The organism is Ramlibacter sp. 2FC, assembly GCF_005503345.1.
GTDB lineage: Bacteria > Pseudomonadota > Gammaproteobacteria > Burkholderiales > Burkholderiaceae_C > SCMQ01.
On the sequence record NZ_SCMM01000035.1, the window covers coordinates 38,882 to 52,985 of the forward strand.

The 14,104-nt window shown below is 68.5% G+C and carries 16 protein-coding genes; 12 read left to right on the top strand and 4 right to left on the bottom strand.

The window, feature by feature from the left end:
* The first annotated feature begins 28 nt into the window (after positions 1 to 28).
* From FFS10_RS15350 to ftsH, 10 genes are all read left to right on the top strand, one after another.
* Positions 29 to 1,432 (top strand): multicopper oxidase family protein, encoded by a 1,404-nt coding sequence (locus tag FFS10_RS15350; RefSeq protein WP_137895347.1) that lies wholly within the window; start codon positions 29 to 31, stop codon positions 1,430 to 1,432.
* A 136-nt stretch (positions 1,433 to 1,568) separates the two neighbouring features.
* Positions 1,569 to 2,051, top strand: coding sequence for a cupredoxin domain-containing protein (locus tag FFS10_RS15355; protein ID WP_137895348.1), 483 nt, complete (start codon positions 1,569 to 1,571; stop codon positions 2,049 to 2,051).
* Between the two features lie 36 nt (positions 2,052 to 2,087).
* A complete protein-coding gene (locus tag FFS10_RS15360) occupies positions 2,088 to 2,435 on the top strand; it encodes a copper-binding protein (protein ID WP_137895349.1) in 348 nt (115 codons plus the stop codon).
* Positions 2,436 to 2,534: 99 nt separating this feature from the next.
* On the top strand, positions 2,535 to 2,984 hold the full coding sequence (locus tag FFS10_RS15365) for a hypothetical protein (protein ID WP_137895350.1): 450 nt from the start codon (positions 2,535 to 2,537) through the stop codon (positions 2,982 to 2,984).
* 136 nt (positions 2,985 to 3,120) lie between these two features.
* Positions 3,121 to 3,576, top strand: a complete 456-nt coding sequence (locus FFS10_RS15370) for a hypothetical protein (RefSeq protein ID WP_137895351.1) — start codon at positions 3,121 to 3,123, stop codon at positions 3,574 to 3,576.
* 12 nt (positions 3,577 to 3,588) lie between these two features.
* Positions 3,589 to 3,870: a DUF2933 domain-containing protein gene (locus FFS10_RS15375; protein ID WP_137895352.1), complete on the top strand. Its 282-nt coding sequence runs from the start codon at positions 3,589 to 3,591 to the stop codon at positions 3,868 to 3,870.
* Entirely contained in the window at positions 3,867 to 4,517 is a 651-nt protein-coding gene (locus FFS10_RS15380) for a methyltransferase family protein (protein ID WP_137895353.1), read from the top strand. The genes FFS10_RS15375 and FFS10_RS15380 overlap by 4 nt, the downstream gene beginning before the upstream one ends.
* A 10-nt stretch (positions 4,518 to 4,527) precedes the next feature.
* A complete protein-coding gene (locus FFS10_RS15385; protein ID WP_137895354.1) occupies positions 4,528 to 5,889 on the top strand; it encodes an MBL fold metallo-hydrolase in 1,362 nt (453 codons plus the stop codon).
* Positions 5,886 to 8,027 carry a copper-transporting P-type ATPase gene (locus FFS10_RS15390; protein WP_137895355.1) on the top strand — a complete coding sequence of 714 codons (2,142 nt, stop codon included), beginning with the start codon at positions 5,886 to 5,888 and terminating at the stop codon, positions 8,025 to 8,027. Before FFS10_RS15385 ends, FFS10_RS15390 begins: the two co-directional genes overlap by 4 nt.
* A gap of 29 nt (positions 8,028 to 8,056) precedes the next feature.
* On the top strand, positions 8,057 to 9,949 hold the full coding sequence (gene ftsH, locus FFS10_RS15395) for an ATP-dependent zinc metalloprotease FtsH (protein ID WP_137895356.1): 1,893 nt from the start codon (positions 8,057 to 8,059) through the stop codon (positions 9,947 to 9,949).
* 17 nt (positions 9,950 to 9,966) lie between these two features.
* Here the strand turns inward: ftsH and FFS10_RS15400 are convergent, their stop codons facing one another.
* Positions 9,967 to 10,797: an urease accessory protein UreD gene (locus tag FFS10_RS15400; RefSeq protein ID WP_137895357.1), complete on the bottom strand. Its 831-nt coding sequence runs from the start codon at positions 10,795 to 10,797 to the stop codon at positions 9,967 to 9,969.
* 412 nt (positions 10,798 to 11,209) lie between these two features.
* Here FFS10_RS15400 and FFS10_RS15405 point away from each other — a divergent pair, with 412 nt between their 5' ends.
* A complete protein-coding gene (locus tag FFS10_RS15405) occupies positions 11,210 to 11,632 on the top strand; it encodes a hypothetical protein (RefSeq protein ID WP_212744140.1) in 423 nt (140 codons plus the stop codon).
* A 124-nt stretch (positions 11,633 to 11,756) separates the two neighbouring features.
* On the opposite strand, the gene FFS10_RS23010 is transcribed toward FFS10_RS15405, so the two are convergent.
* Positions 11,757 to 11,894, bottom strand: a complete 138-nt coding sequence (locus FFS10_RS23010; RefSeq protein ID WP_171016112.1) for a hypothetical protein — start codon at positions 11,892 to 11,894, stop codon at positions 11,757 to 11,759.
* A 235-nt stretch (positions 11,895 to 12,129) separates the two neighbouring features.
* Here FFS10_RS23010 and FFS10_RS15410 point away from each other — a divergent pair, with 235 nt between their 5' ends.
* Positions 12,130 to 13,095: a threo-3-hydroxy-L-aspartate ammonia-lyase gene (locus FFS10_RS15410; RefSeq protein ID WP_137895358.1), complete on the top strand. Its 966-nt coding sequence runs from the start codon at positions 12,130 to 12,132 to the stop codon at positions 13,093 to 13,095.
* A 10-nt stretch (positions 13,096 to 13,105) separates the two neighbouring features.
* Here the strand turns inward: FFS10_RS15410 and FFS10_RS23685 are convergent, their stop codons facing one another.
* Positions 13,106 to 13,627, bottom strand: a complete 522-nt coding sequence (locus tag FFS10_RS23685) for a tripartite tricarboxylate transporter substrate-binding protein (RefSeq protein ID WP_349654590.1) — start codon at positions 13,625 to 13,627, stop codon at positions 13,106 to 13,108.
* A 26-nt stretch (positions 13,628 to 13,653) separates the two neighbouring features.
* Positions 13,654 to 13,947 (bottom strand): tripartite tricarboxylate transporter substrate-binding protein, encoded by a 294-nt coding sequence (locus FFS10_RS23690; RefSeq protein ID WP_283957665.1) that lies wholly within the window; start codon positions 13,945 to 13,947, stop codon positions 13,654 to 13,656.
* Positions 13,948 to 14,104 lie beyond the last annotated feature (157 nt).

Below are 14,104 nucleotides of genomic sequence, written 5' to 3' on the forward strand. Positions count from 1 at the left end.
CCCGCACATTCCCCGCAAGGACCCCGACATGAATTCGAGAAGACAGTTTTTCGCGATGGCCGGCGGCGCCGTGGCCGCGGCCAGCGTCAGCCGCGTGGCCATGGCGGCCCTGCCCGAGCCCGTGATCCAGACCTCGGCCGAGACCATGGCGCCGCTGATGCCGGACACGGGCCGGCCCTACAAGCCCGTGGTCACGCTCAACGGCTGGACCTGCCCCTGGCGCATGAACAACGGCGTCAAGGAGTTCCACCTGGTGGCCGAGCCCGTGGTGCGCGAGATGGCGCCCGGCTTCAAGGCCCACCTCTGGGGCTACAACGGCCAGTCGCCGGGGCCGACCATCGAGGTCGTCGAAGGCGACCGCGTGCGCATCTTCGTGACCAACCGCCTGCCCGAGCACACCAGCATCCATTGGCATGGCCAGCGCCTGCCCAACGGCATGGACGGCGTCTCGGGCCTGACACAGAAGGCCATCCCGGCGGGCAAGACCTTCGTCTACGAGTTCGTCGCGCGCCGGCCCGGCACCTTCATGTACCACCCCCATGCCGACGAGATGACCCAGATGGCCATGGGCATGATGGGCTTCTGGGTCACGCACCCCAAGGCCAGGCACCCGCTGATCGACGAGGTGCAGCGCGACTTCTGCTTCCTGCTCAACGCATACGACATCGAGCCCGGCGCCTACACGCCCAAGGTCATGACCATGCTGGACTTCAACCTCTGGTCCTGGAACAGCCGCATCTTCCCCGGCATCGACTCGTTGAACGTGCGGCTGGGCGACAAGGTGCGCCTGCGCATAGGCAACCTGACCATGACCAACCACCCCATGCACCTGCACGGCCACGAGTTCGTGGTCACGGGCACGGACGGCGGGCCGACGCCGAAGGCCGCGCGCTGGCCCGAGGTCACGACCGACATCGCCGTGGGCCAGATGCGCCAGCTCGAGTTCGTCGCCGACGAGGAGGGCGACTGGGCCTTCCACTGCCACAAGAGCCACCACACCATGAACGCCATGGGCCACAACCTGCCGACCATGATAGGCGTGGACCACCGCGGCATGGCCGGCAAGATCGCCCGCCTGATCCCCGACTACATGGTGATGGGCGAGCGCGGCATGGCCGACATGACCGAGATGGAGATGCCTATCCCCGACAACACCGCGCCCATGATGACCGGCCAGGGACCGTTCGGCTCGGTCGAGATGGGCGGCATGTTCAGCGTGCTCAAGGTGCGTCGCAACCAGAAGCCCGGCGACTACAGGAACCCCGGCTGGTACAAGCACCCGCCGGGCACGGTGGCGTCCGAGTATCAGGGCGCGCTGGCCGAGCCGGCACGCTCGTCCTCGGGTGGCGGCGCGGCCATGCCGCGTGCGCAGCAACCGGCCCAGCAGGTCGAGGTGCAGGTGCGCAAGCCCGGCGGCCATGGGGGCCATTGACCCCTGGTCACATGTTTGCGCGCGAGATGACAGATTTGTCATTTTCAATCGGGTCGTTTGTCGAACGGCAGTTTCCAAACTTGCGTCCAAGTCAAGAGACCCGCATCAGGCTTTTCACCCAAACCCAAGGAACTCCATGAAACTCAAAGCCATTTCTTCCCTGCTGCTCGCCGCCGCGCTGGGCCTCTCGTCCGCGGCCTGGGCCGGCGGCAGCCATGCCGGCGGACACGGCCACGAGGGCGAGGACATCGGCCGCCCCGGTATCGCGGTCAAGGTCACGCGCACCGTGATGGTCGACATGGTCGACGCCATGCGCTTCACGCCGGAAAAGCTGACCGTGAAGCAGGGCGAGACCATACGCTTCGTGGTCAAAAACTCGGGCAAGCTCAAGCACGAGTTCGTGCTCGGCACCGAGGCCGAGCACAAGCGTCACTACGAGCAGATGATGAAGTTCCCCGAGATGGAGCATGCCGATCCCAACATGGTCACGGTGGCTCCGGGCCAGACAGGCGAGGTGATCTGGCAGTTCACCAAGGCTGGCAAGGTCGACTTCGCCTGCTTGCACCCCGGGCATTACGTGGCCGGCATGAAGGGCCGCATCCAGGTGGCGGCGCGCTGAGCCGGCACTTCCCAGACTCCCTGAAGGAAGCACGAGATGAACAAAGTATCCATTGCCCTGCTGCTGGCAGGCCTGCTCGGCGGCTGGTCCGGTATCGCCGTGGCGCAGGCCGCGAACGAGCATGCGAGCCACCACGCGCCCACCGACGCGACGGCGTCGGCCGATCTCACCGATGGCGAGGTCCGCAAGGTCGACAAGACCGCGGCCAAGCTCACGATCAAGCACGGCCCGATCAAGAACCTGGACATGCCGGGCATGACCATGGTGTTCCAGGTGCGCGACGCCGCCCTGCTAGACAAGGTGCAGGCCGGCGACAAGCTGCGCTTTCGCGCCGAGAACCAGGGCGGCAAGTTCTTCGTGACCGAGATCCAGCCGGCCCGCTAGTTGCTGGGGCTCCGTTTGACATAGATCAAGTCTTGTCGGGGGCGCATTCCTAGAATGCTCTGTAAGGCGGTCCTCTCCGGGCTGCCGACCGAGTCGACCATGAAGTCCTTCTTCAGCCCACGCAGCACCAGACGCACCGCGGCCGTGATGCTGCTGGTCTGGCTGCTGGCGCTGGCCACGGGCATGGCCAACGCCTGTCTGCTGCCCTCTCCGTCGACCTCGGATCGCCATGCGGCGGCTGGCCTCTCTGCTCCTGTCGCTCCCGGGCAGGCCGAAGGCGCTCCTGCAACCGAGCAGACCTGTGAGCACGATGCCGCCGCGGCGCACGCCAAGGCGGCATGCCAGAGCTTCTGCGCGGCCGAGTCCCTGGGCCTGGTCAACCCGCAGGGCGCCAAGACGGCCACGGCGGCCGACCTGCCGCTCCACCTGGTGCGCGGCGAAGGCCTGCCGGTGGCGCCGGCCACGCGTTTCACACCCCGCCCCAGTCCCGGTGTGCCGCCGGGGGGGCAGCCGCCGGTTGCCATCCGGTTCCTGAGGCTGACGATCTAGTCCCTTCTTGGCGGGCCCGCGGCGCTGCGGCGCAAGCCGCCCGGGCACGGCCCCTTGTTCCCTGCCGGACCGCTGCGAGGAAGGCCCGGCGTCGTTTCCCAGTGTTTCCCACTCGCTTTCACGATAGGAGTCCACCATGTTCCAGTCTTCCAAGACCCTGCTCGCCATCGCCCTGAGTGCCGCCGCTGTCGGCGCGCTGGCCCAGGGGGCCGCCGCCCAGGCGCCCGCCAAGCCCGCAGCCTCTGCGGCCAAGCCGGCCAGCCCCGCCGAGCAGCGCGCCGCGATGGAAAAGCAGATGCAGGCCATGCGCGAGATGCACGAGAAGATGGCCAAGGCCAAGACGCCGCAGGAGCGCCAGGCCCTGATGGCCGAGCACATGAAGACCATGCAGGAAGGCATGTCCATGATGAACATGATGGGCGGCCGCGGCGGCATGGGCATGGGTGGACCTGGCATGGGCGGCATGCCTGGCGGCAAGCCCATGCCGGGCAACATGGGCGAGCGCCAGCGCATGATGGAGATGCGCATGGACATGATGCAGTCCATGATGCAGATGATGATGGAACATCTGCCGCCCGCACCAGCCAAGTAAGGAAGAGCTGTGATGGCCCACGACCCTCGGGAACATGAGCCCGCGCCCGGCTTCTGGCGCTCGCGCCATGCGGCGGGCCTGGTCGTGATCGGGGCGGTCGCGGCCTATTTCCTGCTGACCGAGCACCTGGCGCATGTGCTCGGCATCCTGCCCTACCTGCTGCTGCTCGCCTGTCCGCTGATGCATGTCTTCATGCACGGCGGTCACGGGCATCACCATGGCGGGGGCAGGGGGTCCGAGGCTGAGCAAGAGCCGCCGCCGCCGGCGCCGCCGAAGTCAGGAGACGCTTCATGAGCCATGACACGCCCGCTTACGGCTTGTGGACCCTGGTCTTCTTCAACTCGGCCGTCTTCATCCTGTTCGCGTTCAGCTTCTTCAAGCCCGCGACCTCGCGCGACTGGCGCAGTTTCGGGGCCTACTCCGCCTTCATCGTGGCCCTGTTCGTCGAGATGTACGGCTTTCCGCTGACCCTCTACCTGCTCTCGGGCTGGCTGCAAAGCCGCTACCCCAAGCTCGACATCCTGTCGCACGACGCGGGCCACCTGTGGGCGACCCTGCTCGGCGAAAAGGGCGATCCGCATTTCGGCGTGCTGCACATCGCCAGCTATGTGCTGCTGGGCGGCGGCTTCTGGCTGCTGTCCAGTGCCTGGCATGTGCTCTACCACGCGCAGCGGCACGGCATCCTGGCCACCACCGGCCCCTACGCGCGCATCCGGCACCCGCAGTACCTCGCCTTCGTGCTGATCCTGCTCGGTTTCCTGCTGCAATGGCCGACGCTGCTGACCCTGCTGATGTTGCCGGTGCTGCTGTTCATGTACGCGCGCCTCGCGATGACCGAAGAGACCGAGATGCGAGCGCAGTTCGGCGAAGCCTACGAGCGTTACACGCGACGAACGCCGCGCTTCATCCCGTACTGGGGCCGGCCGGCCGCCACAGACTGAAAGCCCTGCCATGAAACTCTCCTTCCTCGGCGCCGCCGGCACCGTCACCGGCTCCAAGACCCTGGTCACGCACCAGGGCAAGCAGCTGCTGGTCGACTGCGGTCTGTTCCAGGGCTACAAGAACCTGCGCCTGATGAACTGGGAGCCCTTTCCCTTCGATCCGCGCAAGCTCGACGCGGTCGTGCTGACTCATGCCCACCTGGACCATTCGGGCGCCCTGCCGCTGCTGGTCAAGCAGGGCTTCAAGGGCCCGGTGTACGCGACTCCCGGCACGCTCGATGTCTGCGAGGTGCTGCTGCCCGACAGCGGCCGGTTGCAGGAGGAGGACGCCGAGTACGCGAACCGCCACCAGATCTCCAGGCACAAGCCGGCCTTGCCGCTGTACACCGAGGAAGACGCCTTGCGCGCGCTGCGCCGCATCGAGCCGCTGCCCTTCGAGCAGCGGGCCGAGGTGGCGGGGGCCTTTGGCCTGCGCCTGCGGCCTGCCGGCCACATCCTCGGCGCCAGCTCGGTCGAGCTGGGCCTGGACCGCACCACGCTGCTGTTCTCCGGCGACCTGGGTCGGCCCGACGACAGCATCATGCGGCCACCGACGCCGATAGAACGCGCCGATTACGTGGTGCTCGAGTCGACCTACGGCGACCGGCTGCACGAGCCGCAGGACGGCGAGGCCGTCCTGGCCGACGTGATCAAGCGCACGGCGGCGCGCGGCGGTATCGTCGTCATCCCGGCGTTCGCGGTGGGGCGCGCCCAGACGTTGCTGTTCGCCATCTACAGGCTGAAGGCGCGCGGCGCGATCCCGGACCTGCCGGTCTTCCTCAACAGCCCGATGGCGATCGACATGACCGAGATCTACCACCGGCACCGGGCCCAGCACCGGCTCTCGGTGGAGGAATGCAGCGGCCTGTGCCATGTCGCGAAAATGGTTCGCTCGGTGGACGAGTCGCGCGCCTTGAATGCGCTGCGCTACCCGGCCATCATCGTCTCGGCCAGCGGCATGGCCACGGGCGGCCGCGTGCTGCACCACCTCAAGGCCATGGCGCCCGACCGGCGCAACGCCATCGTCTTCGCCGGCTTCCAGGCCGGCGGCACGCGCGGCGCCCGCATGCTCGCGGGCGAGCGCAGCATACGCATCCACGGCGAGGACGTGGCCGTCAATGCCGAGATCGTCGCCTTGCCCGGCATGTCGGCCCATGCCGACGCGCGCCAGCTCGTGCAGTGGCTGGCCACGGCGCCGCAGCCGCCGCGCGGCATCTACCTCAACCACGGCGAGCCCGGCCCGGCGGACGCGCTGCGCCAGCGCATAGAGCGCGAGCTCGGCTGGAGCGCCTGCGTGCCGCGCCTGGGCCAGCAGCTGGAGCTGCGCCCATGAACATCGCCGCGACCTCGCCGCCCTCGCTGGCCGCCGCCGGCACGGTCTACACCTGCCCCATGCACCCGGAGGTGCGCCAGGAGCATCCGGGCAATTGCCCCAAGTGCGGCATGACGCTGGAGCCGCTGCTGCCCGCGCTGGACGAGGACGACAACCCCGAGTTGCGCGATTTCCGCCGCCGCTTCTGGTGGACGCTGCCGCTCACCGTGGCGGTGACGGCGCTCGCGATGGCGGGGCACAGGCTGAGCTGGTTCGACATGGCGACCCAGAGCTGGGTCGAGCTGGTCCTGTCGCTGCCCATCGTGCTGTGGGCCGGCTGGCCGTTCTTCGTGCGCGGCGCACAGTCGGTGCTCAAGCGCAGCCCGAACATGTGGACCCTGATCGGCCTGGGCACCGGCGCGGCCTTCGCCTACAGCGTGGTCGCCACCGTGGCGCCGCAGGCGTTTCCGTCCTCGTTCGTCTCCATGGGCCGGGTAGCGGTCTATTTCGAGGCCACCGCCGTGATCATCTCGCTGACCTTGCTGGGCCAGGTGCTGGAGCTCAAGGCCCGCTCGCAGACTTCGGCCGCGATCAAGTCACTGCTCGGCCTGGCACCCAAGACCGCGCGGCGCATACGGGCCGATGGCGCCGAGGAGGACGTGCCGCTGGCCCATGTCCATGTCGGCGACCTGCTGCGCGTCCGGCCGGGGGAGAAGGTGCCGGTGGACGGCATGGTGGTCGAGGGCGGCAGCGCCGTCGACGAGTCCATGCTGACCGGGGAGCCCGTGCCGGTGAGCAAGCGCGTGGGCGACAAGCTGATCGGCGCCACGCTCAACACCAGCGGCGCGCTGGTGATGCGCTCGGAGCGCGTCGGCTCGGCCACCGTGCTGGCGCAGATCGTGCAGATGGTCGCCCAGGCGCAGCGCTCCAGGGCGCCCATGCAGCGCATGGCCGACGTGGTGGCGGGCTACTTCGTGGTGGCGGTGGTCGGCATCGCCTTGCTGAGCTTTCTCGGCTGGGGCCTGTTCGGCCCCGAACCGCGCTGGGTCTACGGCCTGGTCAACGCGGTGGCGGTGCTGATCATTGCCTGCCCCTGCGCCCTGGGCCTGGCCACGCCCATGTCGATCATGGTCGCCACCGGGCGCGGCGCGACCCAGGGCGTGCTGTTCCGCGATGCGGCGGCGATCGAGCACCTGCGCAAGGTCGACACCCTCATCATCGACAAGACCGGTACCCTGACCGAAGGCCGCCCGGCCTTCGACCGCGCGGTCCCCGCCCCGGGCTTCGAGGCCGACGAGCTGCTGCGCCTGGCCGCCAGCCTGGACCAGGGCAGCGAGCACCCGCTGGCCGAGGCCATCGTGCGTGCCGCGCGCGAGCGTGGCCTGAGGCTGGACAAGGCGGAGGATTTCGAATCCGCCTCGGGCATAGGCGTGCGCGGGCGGATCGCGGCGCGCCAACTGGCCCTGGGCAACACCGCGCTGATGCAGCAACTTGGCATCCCGGTCGAGGCCCTGGTCACGCAGGCCGAGGCCCTGCGCACCGAAGGCGCCAGCGTGATGCACCTCGCGGTCGACGGGAAGCTGATCGGTCTGTTGGCCGTGTCCGATCCCATCAAGCCCAGCACGCCCGAGGCCCTGGCGGCCTTGAAGGCGGCCGGGCTGCGCATCGTCATGGCCACCGGCGATGGCCTGACCACGGCCCGGGCCGTCGCGGCGCGCTTGGGCATCGACGAAGTGCATGGCGAGGTCAAGCCCGCCGACAAGCTGCTCCTGGTCGAGCAGTTGCAGCAGCAGGGGCGCGTCGTCGCCATGGCCGGCGACGGCATCAACGACGCGCCGGCGCTGGCCAAGGCCGATGTCGGCGTGGCCATGGGCACCGGGACCGACGTGGCGATGAACAGCGCCCAGGTCACCCTGGTCAAGGGCGATCTGCGCGGCATCGCCATCGCGCGCTCGCTGTCGCAGGCCACGGTGGGCAACATGAAGCAGAACCTGCTGTTCGCCTTCCTGTACAACGCGCTGGGCATTCCCATCGCGGCCGGCGCGCTGTACCCTCTGACTGGCTGGCTGCTGTCGCCGATGATCGCGGCGCTGGCCATGAGCTTCAGCTCCGCGTCGGTGATCGCCAACGCCTTGCGCCTGCGGCATCGCCGGAGTTGAATCGGGGACACCAAGCGCCTGGGAACACGATGGACAAGAAGCAAGCCTTTTCGCTCTGGTACATGCTGCTGGCCCTGGTGCTGATCATGGTGCTGCAGGAGTTCATCGACAGCCGCCAGACCCAGACCCTGAGCTACAGCGAGTTCAAGCAGGCCCTGGCCGCGGGCAAGGTCGACGACATCACGCTGCAGCCCGGCCTGGTCACCGGGCGCCTCAACGCGGACGGCCTCGAGCAGGTGCTGCCCGCCGCGCGCGTGGAGGCGATACGCAAGACCGGCGGCGAGCACCGCTTCGTGACCGTGCGCGTCGACGACCCCGAGCTCGTGCCGCAGCTCGACGCGGCCAAGGTGCGCTACGCGGGCGCGCTGGAGAGCAAGTGGCTGGCCCTGCTGCTGTCCTGGGTCGTGCCCACGCTGATCTTCGTGGGCATATGGTTCTTCCTCATGAAGCGCATGGGCGGCGGCATGGGCGGCGGCATCCTCGAGATCGGCAAGAGCAAGGCGCGCGTCTACATGCAGCAGCAGACCGGCGTCACCTTCAAGGACGTGGCCGGCATAGACGAGGCCAAGGAAGAACTGATGGAGGTGGTCGAGTTCCTGCAGCACCCCGAGCGCTACCGGCGCCTGGGCGGCAAGATCCCCAAGGGCGTGCTCATCGTCGGCGCCCCCGGCACCGGTAAGACCCTGCTGGCCAAGGCCGTGGCCGGCGAGGCCGGCGTGCCCTTCCTCTCGCTCAGCGGCTCGGAGTTCGTCGAGATGTTCGTCGGCGTGGGCGCCGCCCGCGTGCGCGACCTGTTCGACCAGGCGGCGCAGAAGGCGCCCTGCATCGTCTTCATCGACGAGCTCGACGCGCTGGGCAAGGCGCGCGGCGTCAGCGGCCTGGGCGGCGGCAACGACGAGCGCGAGCAGACGCTGAACCAGCTGCTGGTGCAGATGGACGGCTTCGACACCAACCGCGGCGTCATCATCATGGCCGCCACGAATCGACCCGAGATCCTGGACCCGGCCCTGCTGCGCGCCGGCCGCTTCGACCGCCATGTCACCATCGACAAGCCCGACCTCAATGGCCGGCGCCAGATCCTCGAGGTGCATGTGAAGAACGTCACGCTTGCGCCCGAGGTCGACCTCGCCTCGGTCGCCGCGCGCACGCCCGGCTTCGCCGGCGCGGACCTGGCCAACCTGGTCAACGAGGCCACGCTGCGCGCCGCCAAGCGCGGCAAGGACGCGGTCGACATGCAGGACTTCGAGGACGCGCTGGACCGCATCGTCGCCGGCCTGGAGAAGAAGAACCGCGTGATGAACGCCATGGAGCGCCGCATCGTCGCCCACCATGAGGCCGGCCACGCGCTGCTGGCCGAGCTGCGCGAGCATGCCGACAAGGTGTCCAAGGTCTCCATCATCCCGCGCGGCGTGGCGGCGCTGGGCTACACCCAGCAGCTGCCCACCGAGGACCGCTACCTGCTGCGCCAGAGCGAGCTGCTGGACCGCCTGGACGTGCTGCTGGCCGGCCGCATCGCCGAGCAGATCATGTTCGGCGACGTCTCCACCGGCGCCGAGAACGACCTGCAGCGCGCCACCGACATGGCGCGCCACATGGTCACCCACTACGGCATGAGCGAGACCCTGGGCCTGGCCACCTACGACAGCCAGCCGACCCCGCTCTACCTCAACGGCGTGAACCTGCCCGAGCGGCGCAACTGCAGCGAGCGCACCGCCGAGGTCATAGACGCCGAGGTGCGGCGCCTGCTCGACGAGGCGCGCCAGCGCGTCACCGAAACCCTGAACGCGCACCGGGACGCGCTCGAGGCCCTGGCCGGCGTGCTGCTGGAAAAGGAAGTGGTGGACCGCACGGGCCTGGAGACCCTGCTCAAGGCGCATGGCCTACATTCGGCGCACGAGGCGCAGGCGGGCAAGCCCACCTGAGCGGAGGGGCCAGAACCCTACATCGCCCAGATGCGCGGCGCGAGGCCCGGCAGGGCCCAGAGCTGCTCGCGCCAGGCCGCGCGCAGCCGGCGCGCCAGGTCCATCACGGGCTCGACCACGGGGCCCAGGATGCGCACCACCAGCACGCGGTCCTCGGGGCTGGTCGCGCCCGCGCTGTCGCGCAGCGCGTGCGCCTCGATCACGGCGCGCGCCGCGTCCAGCGCCTGCTCGCGCCGCTCGCGCGCCAGCGCGCTGCCGGCCACGAAGAACACCGTGGCCAGGCAGCGCTGGCCCGCCAGGCCCAGCGGGCCGTCGAGCAGCAGCCGGTCGTCGGCGTCGATGCGGCCGCGCTCGAGCCACACGCCCGGCACCTCCAGGTGCTGCTGCAGCCGGCCGCGCTCGAAGGGCTGGTCCGCATGCGGCAGGCCCAGGGCCGTGACGTCCCAGCCCAGCAGCTCGGCGCCGGGCGCCAGCTCGCAGCGCAGCCGGTTCTCGGCCAGGCAGCCGCTGTAGCACAGGGCTTCGAGCGGCAGCCACTCCAGGCGCGCGCCGGCCTGCAGCGCAAGCCGCGCGGTCTGCAGCCCGGTCTCGCCTTGCGACTTGTAGAAGCGCGTCGCGCCCGGCGTGGTGATCAGCCCATGCGCGCCCGGGGCTACCGCGACATCGATGTCCAGCGTGTCGCCGCCCACGATGCCGCCCGGCGGGTGCACCAGCACGTTGTGGCAGATGGCGTCGCCTTCGGGGTAGAGGCTTTGCAGGATGCGCAGCGGTCCGTCGTGCAGGAAGCGCGCCACGGTACGCGGCGCCTGGTGGGAGTAGCTGAGTTGGAGTCGGGCGTGCCAGGGCATGGGCGGGGAGTGTACGGGGTCGTGGGGGAGCGAATTCAGTCTTAACGTTCGGTTCCGCCAAGGAGCGGGCACAGCTTGGTCCACCGTCAATGTGGCGCAAATGCCGCAATTGCCGGTGTCGGCCACGCCACGGTGTGAAAAAACGGCTTACGGGAACGCTGGCTGCCTTGGTTCGCAAGCTATAGTGTTTGTAACTAATCATTTCCATGGCACGGCGACCCCCAGTGGGCGCAGCGCCGAAAGAAATTCAGGGAGCGAGTAACGTGGCACTCAAACGGCTGTTGCGACAGGCGAGCTTTCTCGTTCCCCGAAACAGGACGACATCTGCCCTTCTCTGGCTGGCCACGCCCCATGGGGCTTCAGGCATATGTCGGACCGGAGCGTCTGCTTTTTTGTCAAAGGGGAAATCAACATGAAAAAACCGATCGCAGCAGTTCTCTCACTCGGCATCGTGCTTGCTGGTTGCGCCACTGCCTCGAAGGACATTGCGCCTAACTATGTGTCGCCTATGCAGTATCAGTCCTATGACTGTGAGCAAATTGCGGCTGAGACACAACGTATCCAAGTCCGTGTGAACCAGCTGGGTGGCCGACTGGACGAGGCAGCCTCGAACGACAAGGCAATCGCCGGCGTCGGCGCCATTCTTTTCTGGCCTGCGTTGTTTGCGCTGGGAGGCACAAAGCAACAGGAGGCTGAATATGCGCGACTCAAGGGGGAATATGACGCCCTGCAGCAAGCCGCCGTTCAGAAAAAATGCCCTGGCGCCGTCGCACCCGCCCAAACCGCATCCACCCCCAGTGCGGGGAAAGCGGTTGAGGTGGTACAAAAGCCCTGACGCGCTGCCTGCGGACTCGTCCACGACGACATGTGGATGAATACGCGATCGGCTGGCGGCGGCCAGCCGATCAGGGCGCGGTGGCGGCGCCCGACCCTCACCCCACCGGAGTTCCCAGTTGCGTTCAAGCTGTGGTGTGCTTCTCCACGTTGCTGAACAAGTCGTGCATGAGCTTGACCAGGGCGCCCTCGACCACGAGGTCGGCGAAGGTCTGCGTGATTGAGACTGTGACCGGCGCGCAGTCCAGTTGCTCAGATAACATGGATCTCGATCGCTCCAACGCCGATGCCAAATCGGGACAAAGCCGCCTCGCTCGCCCTTGACCCATGACAGCCGGACCATGGCGCCCAACGCTTCTGCTGGCACTGGATCGCCGCCAACAGCCTGGCTAGCCCTGGGCGTGGGCCTGTCGCTGCTCGTGGCGGGCGCCGTGGTCGGCGCGGTGCACGGCCTGGTGCTTATCTGGCTCTTGTCTTTGGCTTGACGAAAGGACGCTCATGATCACTTTGAACCTGCCCACTTTCGACGACGTGATTTCGGCCTCCGAACGCATCGAGGGCCACGCCCATCGCACCCCGGTCATGAGGTCGCGCACGGTCGACCAGGCGTTCGGCGCCGAGCTCTTCTTCAAATGCGAGAACCTGCAGCGCATGGGCGCTTTCAAGTTTCGCGGCGCCTTCAATGCGCTGTCGAAGTTCGACGCGCGGCAGCGCCGCGCGGGCGTGGTGGCTTTCTCCTCGGGCAACCACGCACAAGCCATCGCCCTGTCGGCCAGCCTGCTGGGTATGCCCGCCACCATCGTCATGCCGCACGACGCGCCGGCCATCAAGGTGGCGGCGACCCAGGGCTACGGCGGAACCGTGGTCCTCTACGATCGCTACAAGGAAGACCGAGAACAGATCGGCCGCGAGCTGGCCGACAAGCATGGCTTGACGCTGATCCCGCCGTACGACCACCCCGACGTGATCGCGGGCCAGGGCACGGCGGCCAAGGAGTTGTTCGAGGAGGAGGGGCCGCTCGATGCGCTCTTTGTGAGTCTGGGGGGCGGCGGGCTGCTCGCCGGCTCGGCCTTGTCCACGCGCGCGCTGGCGCCGGCCTGCAAGCTCTACGGCGTCGAGCCCGAGGCGGGCAACGACGGGCAGCAATCGTTTCGCAGCGGGTCCATCGTCCACATAGAAACACCCAAGACCATTGCCGACGGTGCGCAGACCCAGCACCTGGGCAGCTACACCTTCCCCATCATCCGGCGCGATGTGGACGACGTGCTCACCGTGACCGACGCGCAGCTTGTCGCCTGCATGGCTTTCTTCGCGGAGCGCATGAAGCTGGTGGTCGAACCCACCGGCTGCCTGGGCTTCGCCGCCGCCCGCGAGATGAAGTCGCAGCTGCGGGGGCAGCGGATCGGGGTGCTGCTCAGCGGCGGCAACGTCGACCTGCAGCGGTTCTGCGCCCTGTTGGCCTGAGAACCTGCGTTCACGCCGCCTTGATGCCGAAGCGCCTGATGATTTCGGCGTAGCGCGCAGACTCCTTGCGCATGCGCTCGGCGAAGGCGGCGCGCGGAGTTGCCTGCAGGTCGGTGCCGAGCGCGGCGAGCCGGGAGCGGGTTTCGGGGCGGCGCAGCACGGTGAAGGCGGCGCGCTCCAGCGCCTGCACGGCCGCCGCCGGCGCGCGGGCCGGGGCCAGCAGGCCGTACCAGGCGACGAAGTCGTCGTCGGCCATGATGCCCAGGGCCTCGCCCACCGTGGGCACCTCGGCCACCAGTGGCGAGCGCTGCGGCTGGGTGACGGCCAGCGCGACCAGCTTGCCCGTGGCTAGGTGGGGAAGCACGGGCGGCGCGCCCACCAGGGCCATGGTGACCTCGCCGGCCAGGGCCGCCGTGGTCGCGGGGGCCGCGCCTTTGTAGGGCACGTGGACGATGTCGATGCCGGTCTGCGCGCGCAGCAGCTCGACCGCGATGTGTTGCGGCGTGCCGTTGCCCGGCGTGCCTATGGACAGGCCGCCGCGCTGCCGCCGGCCGGCCTCTAGGCCGCGCGCAGGCTCTTGGCGCCCAGCGAAGGGTGGGCCACGAGGACGTTGGGCGACTGGGCCACGAGCACGATGGGCGTGAAGTCGTTCGCGGCCGAGTAGTTGGGCTTTTCCTGCAGCGAGGGGTTGATGGTCAGCTCGGGGTTGCCGGCCAGCAGCACGGTGTAGCCGTCGGGTGCGGCCTTGGCCACGGCGTCGGCGCCCAGTGTGCCGCCTGCACCTGGGCGGTTATCGACCACGAAGGATTGGCCCAGCTCCTCGCCCATGCCCTGGGCCAGCAGGCGCGCCACGGCGTCGATGCCGCCCCGAGGGCGGCGAGTGCGTTTCTGCGGTTCATGCTTGTCTTATATGGATGCCTCCCGGATAGCAAGAAGAATTTGTGTTGTGCTGCGAAGAAGTCGGCTGCGTCCTTATATCCGGCCTTGATTGCGTGGTTCACCTGGTTGC

What these genes read in the sequence shown, in the direction of transcription:
- FFS10_RS15380 (WP_137895353.1), top strand. Translation starts at nt 3,867, where the DNA reads ATGAGCCATGACACGCCCGCTTACGGCTTGTGGACCCTGGTCTTCTTC.
- FFS10_RS15370 (WP_137895351.1), top strand. Translation starts at nt 3,121, where the DNA reads ATGTTCCAGTCTTCCAAGACCCTGCTCGCCATCGCCCTGAGTGCCGCC.
- FFS10_RS15365 (WP_137895350.1), top strand. Translation starts at nt 2,535, where the DNA reads ATGAAGTCCTTCTTCAGCCCACGCAGCACCAGACGCACCGCGGCCGTG.
- FFS10_RS15405 (WP_212744140.1), top strand. Translation starts at nt 11,210, where the DNA reads ATGAAAAAACCGATCGCAGCAGTTCTCTCACTCGGCATCGTGCTTGCT.
- FFS10_RS15360 (WP_137895349.1), top strand. Translation starts at nt 2,088, where the DNA reads ATGAACAAAGTATCCATTGCCCTGCTGCTGGCAGGCCTGCTCGGCGGC.
- FFS10_RS15350 (WP_137895347.1), top strand. Translation starts at nt 29, where the DNA reads ATGAATTCGAGAAGACAGTTTTTCGCGATGGCCGGCGGCGCCGTGGCC.
- ftsH (WP_137895356.1), top strand. Translation starts at nt 8,057, where the DNA reads ATGGACAAGAAGCAAGCCTTTTCGCTCTGGTACATGCTGCTGGCCCTG.
- FFS10_RS23010 (WP_171016112.1), bottom strand. Translation starts at nt 11,894, where the DNA reads ATGTTATCTGAGCAACTGGACTGCGCGCCGGTCACAGTCTCAATCACG.
- FFS10_RS15385 (WP_137895354.1), top strand. Translation starts at nt 4,528, where the DNA reads ATGAAACTCTCCTTCCTCGGCGCCGCCGGCACCGTCACCGGCTCCAAG.
- FFS10_RS15400 (WP_137895357.1), bottom strand. Translation starts at nt 10,797, where the DNA reads ATGCCCTGGCACGCCCGACTCCAACTCAGCTACTCCCACCAGGCGCCG.
- FFS10_RS15355 (WP_137895348.1), top strand. Translation starts at nt 1,569, where the DNA reads ATGAAACTCAAAGCCATTTCTTCCCTGCTGCTCGCCGCCGCGCTGGGC.
- FFS10_RS15390 (WP_137895355.1), top strand. Translation starts at nt 5,886, where the DNA reads ATGAACATCGCCGCGACCTCGCCGCCCTCGCTGGCCGCCGCCGGCACG.
- FFS10_RS15375 (WP_137895352.1), top strand. Translation starts at nt 3,589, where the DNA reads ATGGCCCACGACCCTCGGGAACATGAGCCCGCGCCCGGCTTCTGGCGC.
- FFS10_RS15410 (WP_137895358.1), top strand. Translation starts at nt 12,130, where the DNA reads ATGATCACTTTGAACCTGCCCACTTTCGACGACGTGATTTCGGCCTCC.